The organism is Actinophytocola sp., assembly GCF_035712165.1.
Classification (GTDB): Bacteria; Actinomycetota; Actinomycetes; order Mycobacteriales; family Pseudonocardiaceae; genus DASYTH01.
Window position 1 is genome coordinate 1 of sequence record NZ_DASTBH010000408.1, and the last position, 5,215, is coordinate 5,215.

At 72.3% G+C, this 5,215-nt stretch carries 8 protein-coding genes and 1 pseudogene; 5 read left to right on the forward strand and 4 right to left on the reverse strand.

Translation table 11 applies throughout. From position 1 onward, the window contains the following. Window positions 1-640: universal stress protein (locus VFO68_RS22790; protein ID WP_325160395.1), on the forward strand; the 640-nt coding region annotated here is incomplete at its 5' end. A gap of 52 nt (window positions 641-692) precedes the next feature. After that, a complete protein-coding gene (locus VFO68_RS34310; protein ID WP_414635553.1) occupies window positions 693-773 on the forward strand; it encodes a PLDc N-terminal domain-containing protein in 81 nt (26 codons plus the stop codon). On the opposite strand, the gene VFO68_RS22795 is transcribed toward VFO68_RS34310, so the two are convergent. Continuing rightward, complete coding sequence (locus VFO68_RS22795; protein ID WP_325160396.1) at window positions 757-1,377, reverse strand: hypothetical protein; 621 nt, start codon at window positions 1,375-1,377, stop codon at window positions 757-759. The two genes, VFO68_RS34310 and VFO68_RS22795, sit on opposite strands and share 17 nt — an antisense overlap. Before the next feature lie 382 nt (window positions 1,378-1,759). Here VFO68_RS22795 and VFO68_RS22800 point away from each other — a divergent pair, with 382 nt between their 5' ends. From VFO68_RS22800 to VFO68_RS22810, 3 genes are all read left to right on the forward strand, one after another. Continuing rightward, window positions 1,760-2,236: a CoA-binding protein gene (locus tag VFO68_RS22800; RefSeq protein WP_325160397.1), complete on the forward strand. Its 477-nt coding sequence runs from the start codon at window positions 1,760-1,762 to the stop codon at window positions 2,234-2,236. Window positions 2,237-2,369: 133 nt separating this feature from the next. Continuing rightward, on the forward strand, window positions 2,370-3,026 hold the full coding sequence (locus VFO68_RS22805; protein WP_325160398.1) for a LiaF transmembrane domain-containing protein: 657 nt from the start codon (window positions 2,370-2,372) through the stop codon (window positions 3,024-3,026). Window positions 3,027-3,140: 114 nt separating this feature from the next. Beyond that, window positions 3,141-3,761 carry a CBS domain-containing protein gene (locus tag VFO68_RS22810; RefSeq protein WP_325160399.1) on the forward strand — a complete coding sequence of 207 codons (621 nt, stop codon included), beginning with the start codon at window positions 3,141-3,143 and terminating at the stop codon, window positions 3,759-3,761. Here the strand turns inward: VFO68_RS22810 and VFO68_RS22815 are convergent. The 3 genes and pseudogenes from VFO68_RS22815 to VFO68_RS34315 all read right to left on the reverse strand — a co-directional run bounded on the left by VFO68_RS22815 (window position 3,746) and on the right by VFO68_RS34315 (window position 5,211). After that, on the reverse strand, window positions 3,746-4,792 hold the full coding sequence (locus VFO68_RS22815) for an Acg family FMN-binding oxidoreductase (protein ID WP_325160400.1): 1,047 nt from the start codon (window positions 4,790-4,792) through the stop codon (window positions 3,746-3,748). The two genes, VFO68_RS22810 and VFO68_RS22815, sit on opposite strands and share 16 nt — an antisense overlap. A 90-nt stretch (window positions 4,793-4,882) precedes the next feature. Further along, window positions 4,883-5,074 (reverse strand): annotated as a pseudogene (locus VFO68_RS22820) (putative PEP-binding protein); the annotation flags it as partial. Next, window positions 5,050-5,211 carry a PEP/pyruvate-binding domain-containing protein gene (locus tag VFO68_RS34315; protein ID WP_414635554.1) on the reverse strand — a complete coding sequence of 54 codons (162 nt, stop codon included), beginning with the start codon at window positions 5,209-5,211 and terminating at the stop codon, window positions 5,050-5,052. The pseudogene VFO68_RS22820 and the gene VFO68_RS34315, both read right to left, overlap by 25 nt. Between the last annotated feature and the right edge of the window lie 4 nt (window positions 5,212-5,215).

Here is a 5,215-nt window from a genome sequence, read left to right on the forward strand (position 1 = left end):
GACCGAGGTCGCCTCTGGCCCGGCCGTGCCGGTGCTGCGCGCGGCCAGCGAGCAGGCGGCGCTGCTGGTGTGCGGATCCAGCGGTCTGGGCGCGATCTCCGGGCTGCTCGCCGGTTCGGTGACCGTCGCGCTGGCCGGACACAGCGCCTGCCCCCTGGTCGTGGTGCGCGGCGAACCCGCACTGCCGGACGCGCCGGTGGTGGTCGGCGTGGACGGCTCACCGGCCAGCGGCAGCGCTATCGGACTCGCGTTCGAGCAGGCCGCGCAACACGGCGGCGGCCTGGTCGCCGTGCACGCCTGGACCGACACGGTGTTCCCGGCCGGCGCCTACGGCACCGCCTATCCCGCGGTCGACTGGGATCTGCTGGACAAGCATGCCCACGAACTGCTGACCGAACGGTTGGCGGGCTGGTCGGACAAGTACCCGCACGTTTCCGTGCGCCACGTGGTCGCCCGCGACCGGCCGGCGCACGCCCTTCTCGACGCCGCCCACGGCGCGAGTCTGATCGTCGTCGGCAGCCGGGGCCGGGGCGGGTTCGCCGGGCTGCTGCTCGGTTCGGTCAGCCAGGCGCTGATCCACCACGCGCCCTGCCCGGTCATGATCGCCCGACCAGCGGGAACTACCCTCCCGGTTCCCTGACACTCACCAGAGACCTTGGACATGCCGCGGCCCGTGCGTTGGGCTCAAACCGTTGTGGGCGGCGGCGATCGCGGTGAACTTCGTCGGGCCGATCGCCTACCTGTGCTTCGGCCGGGTCAAAGAGCGGCCGTGACCGCACGGACGGGCCTGACGTGCTCTTCTGCGTCGGGCCCGTCCCGCTCAGTGGAACCGGCACAGCGCGCCGATGCCCTCGGCGGGCGCACCCGGGATGCCGGGGTCGAGCACGTGCACCTGTGCTCCGGTGCGCGGTGCGGCGCGGATCGCCACGTCCAGCAGCGGCCCGCGGTCGCGTTGGGTCCACGATGGCGGCGGGGTCCGAAGCGGGACAGCAACCGGCCGGTCCACTGCGCGGCGGTGGCGCGGGCGACCTCGACGACCGTTTCGGCTCGGCGGGGTTGGGAGCCGTCCGGGCTGCGGCCGCCGGTGATGTGCCGGATGGTGGTTTCGGTGCGGATCCAGGCCGGCAGGCGCTCCTCGAGCAGCTGCACGGCGCGGACATCGCCGGAGATCACCAGCAGCCGGGCGCCGGCGACGGCGCCGGCGTTGTGCTGCCAGGAGTCCTCGGCGCGGTGCTGGTAGCGGGACTGGGCCCGGCCGCCGGGTGCGTTGCGCTCGATCTCGTCGTCCGGTCCGAGCACGGAGGTGATCCGCGGCGGCTGGCCGCCACCGGCACCGGTGTGGATGTCCGCCCCGGTGCGGGTCGGTCCCGCAACCACGTCAGGATCCGGGGGAGCCGGGCCACCGGAGTCCAGTCGGCGCGATCCGGTCCGGGCAGGCCGGGCGCGTGCAGCACGACCGGTTCGGCCGTTGCGGTGGCGAACACCGCCAGCCCTTCGGCCGGCGCCGGCAGCACCGCCCGCTCGAGGCCGGCCACGATGTCCTCGCCGGGACCCGCGCGCAACAGGCGCCCGGTCAGCGCATGCCATCGCGCGGGCCAGTCATCCTCGGCGGGTCCCGCGGATGCCAGATAGACCGAGGCGACTGCACCGCCGTTGGCCCTGGTTGTTCGGGGCTTTTGGTCGGTGAAGCCGGGACCTGCGTCTCTGGGCCGGCGCCGAACCGCGCGTGATCGTGTGGTTGTGCGGATGAGGAGGAGCCATGAGAAAGATCAGCGAGGCGGCCGCGGAGTTCCTTGCCAGCAAACGGATCGCGGTGACCGGAGTGTCGCGTGACCCCCAGGGCCACGGCGGCAACGTCGTGTATCAACGGCTGCGTGAGCGTGGCTACCAGGTCTTCGCGGTCAACCCGAACGCCGACGCGGTCGAGGGCGATACCTGTTACCACGACCTGAAGTCCATCCCCGGCGGCGTCGACGCCGTGGTCATCGGCACCCGCCCGGACGCCGCGGAGGCCACCATGCGCGAGTGCGCCGAGCTCGGCATCGACCGCGTGTGGATGCACCGCTCGTTCGGCGCCGGCAGCGTCTCGCCGACGGCCACCGAGTACGGCCGGGCGCACGGCATCACCGTGATCGACGGTGGCTGCCCGCTGATGTTCGCGCCCACCTCCGACCCGGCGCACCGGGTCATGCGCCGGATCTGCGCGCTGGCCGGCACCGTGCCCAGGAGGGTCTGACGGCTGACATGACCGGTCGATCGCAGCTGCGTGCCCAGCGCTGGCGACCGCGAGCGGGTTCGTCGCGCTGGCGCGCAGCGCGGTTCACCCGCGCCGGTGTCTCGCGGATGAACCACTGTGAGAGGAGGTTGTCATGAAACCGGTTCGCTTGTGGATCGGGCTGGTGCTGCTCACCTTGGGCGTGTTCGGCGTCCTGGACGCGACCGGGGTTCTCGACGGTGCCGCGACGGTCGACCGGTGGTGGCCCGTCGTGCTCATCGGGCTGGGCGTGGTGGCCATGCTGGCCGCCAGGCGGATTTCGTTCTGGCCCGCCGTGATCTGTGTGCTGGGTGTCGTGCTGCTGGCCGACGCGCAGAACTGGGCCACCGGGGATCTGGCCGGCCCGGCCGTTCTCCTGCTGATCGGCGGCTCGGTGCTGGCCGGTCTGGCCCGGCACCGCGTGCACGTCCCGGTCACCGAGCCGGTCGCCGTGTTCAGCGGTGCCAAGGCGGTGGATCGCTCGACGCACCTGACCCATTCCGATGTGACCGCGGTATTCGGCGGGGCGACCCTCGACCTGCGCGAGGCGCACATCGACGAGATGGCCACGGTCGACGCGTTCGCGCTGTTCGGCGGCGCCACGGTGGTGGTGCCCCAGAACTGGCGGGTCGCGGTCCGCGGTCTGCCGATCTTCGGCGGATACGACGACAAGACCACCGGCAACGGCTCGCTGCCAGCGGACGCGCCACTGCTGAAAGTCAACGCCACAGCCATCTTCGGTGGGGTCGAGGTCACCAACGACCCGAAGTGATCCCGGGGTCGAGGTCGAAGGTCCCGACCGGTTGGGGTCGCGGGTCGGTGTTCGAGGCGCGGCGGGGCGATCAGAGTTGGGGTGAAAGGAATCTCGGTCGAGAGAGGACACGTGATGACCGCCCAGCTCACCACGAAAACCGTGGCGTCGGTGATGTCCCCTGATCCGGTGACGGTCGCCATGCACACGCACTACAAGGATGTGCTCGAGTTGCTCGTCGCGCGGGATGTGGGCGCGGCAGCGGTGGTCAGTGCGACCGGCCGGGTGCTCGGGGTGGTGTCCGAGGCGGATCTGCTACGCACCGGCCGCAAGTCACGCAACTGGCGGCGCCGCGGCCGGGACGTGGCCCGATTGACCGCCGGGGCGCTGATGGCCACGCCGGCCCTGACCGTGCGGTCGGACGCGACGCTGGCGGCCGCCGCCAAGGTGCTGGCCGAGTCCGGAAAGCGGCAACTGTTCGTCGTCGATGACGGCCGGCTGGTCGGCATGCTGGCCCGGCGCGCCGTGCTGGAGCTGTTCCTGCGGCCGGACAAGGAGATCCGTGCCGAGATCGAGCACGACATCCTCACCGTGCCGGAACCGACGGTGCGGGTCAGCGTCGACCACGGCGTGGTGCAGCTCACCGGTTGGCTGCCGTGGCGCGCCGACGTGGACAACGCGGTCGCCCGGGTGGCCTGGGTTCCCGGCGTGGTCGGCGTCCGGGACCGGCTCGTCGCCGCTTACGACGACCGGTGAAGCATGTCGGCGACCGGCCGGCGTTTGGTGCGGGGGAAGGGATCGGGGTGCGCGGACGGAGCGCCCACCCGCACGATCAGTTGCGGGACCATGATGTCGTCGAGCACCCCGGTACGGACCACGCGCCGGATCTCGGGCAGCTCGAGTGGCTGGCTCAGCGGACAGGTGGCCAGGCCCATCCCGGTCGCCGCGAGCAGGACCGCGCTGAGTGCCTCGCCGGCGCGCAGCCGGGCGTGCCGGTCGTCGGTGGAGGTGCCGAGCACCAGCAAGGTTCCCGCCCCGTCCTGTTCGGACTCCTCGGCAGCGTGCAGCCGCGGCGCCGAGTACCGGCGTACCGGAAGGTCTCCGTAACCGGTCGGGGTGGGCACCGCCGCCGACGGCACCCCGTCGGCCAGACCGGTCCGGGTGCCGGTCCAGCGGGCCAACTCCCGAACGTAGGAGGGATTCGCCCGCTGCAGGTGGTCCGCCTCGGCGATCGCCGACACCAGAACGGACCGCGCCGTCGCGGAGCGCACCACCCGCAGCAGGGTGCCCTGCGCGGCGGCCTGGCGGGCCAGCTCGGCCAGACGGTCGTCGGGAACGGGCCGCGCACCGTAGGCCCGGCGGTCGCTGCGCCGCCGCGGGATCGCCGCCGCTGCCACCAGGTCGGCGTGGGTGGCGGTGTGGCGGGTGAGGTCAAGGGTTGCCACATGCTCGGGCCGGTCCGGCTCGGGCAGCCTCGTGGTCGTGGCGAAGGCGCCGAGCGCGGCCAGGGCCACCCGCAGGTGATGCAGCACCGCGCCGCAACTGACCAGCAGGTCGCGCTCGTCCGGATCGGTGGCGGGTAGCTGGCGGGTGGGGTCGGCGAACAGCTCGACCGACCCGGCGCCGATCCGGAACCGCCACGGCTGGGTGTTGTGCAGCGACGGCGCGCACACCGCCAACTCCAGTGCGGCCAGCGCCGTCTCGCGATCCAGCACCGGCCGCCGGCTGGACGGGGTCTCGGTGCGGGTTTCGCCCGGTGTCGATGATTCCCGCGCACGTTCGCTCATAGCCACGACGGTGCCCGGTCAGCCGAACCGCTGCCAGGGTCGGTGGAACCGATGACGAGGGCTGAAAGTCCCGGGTCCACGACCCGATGGTCAGCGGCTGTCGGAGACGCGGTGTGACTGGCCGACCGCGGCCCGGCCGGCTTCCAGGCGCGCGATCGGTACCCGGAACGGTGAGCACGACACGTAGTCCAGTCCGATGTGGTGGAAGAACTGGATCGAGGCCGGGTCACCGCCGTGCTCGCCGCACACACCCAGGGTCAGGTCCGCGCGGGTGGTTCGGCCGCCTCAGTGGTGATAACGAAACCCGGCGGCACCGGCAGGCCCATCGCGGTCATCTCAGCCAGATTGGCGCCCTTCCCCCCGAGCAGATCCGCCATACCGCGGTTGCCCTCGCTGAAGTCGTACACATACTTCGGCATGTGC

Coding starts and splice junctions, on each gene's coding strand:
- VFO68_RS22815 (WP_325160400.1), bottom strand. CDS start 4,792: ATGAGCGAACGTGCGCGGGAATCATCGACACCGGGCGAAACCCGCACC.
- VFO68_RS34315 (WP_414635554.1), bottom strand. CDS start 5,211: ATGCCGAAGTATGTGTACGACTTCAGCGAGGGCAACCGCGGTATGGCG.
- VFO68_RS22810 (WP_325160399.1), top strand. CDS start 3,141: ATGACCGCCCAGCTCACCACGAAAACCGTGGCGTCGGTGATGTCCCCT.
- VFO68_RS22805 (WP_325160398.1), top strand. CDS start 2,370: ATGAAACCGGTTCGCTTGTGGATCGGGCTGGTGCTGCTCACCTTGGGC.
- VFO68_RS22800 (WP_325160397.1), top strand. CDS start 1,760: ATGAGAAAGATCAGCGAGGCGGCCGCGGAGTTCCTTGCCAGCAAACGG.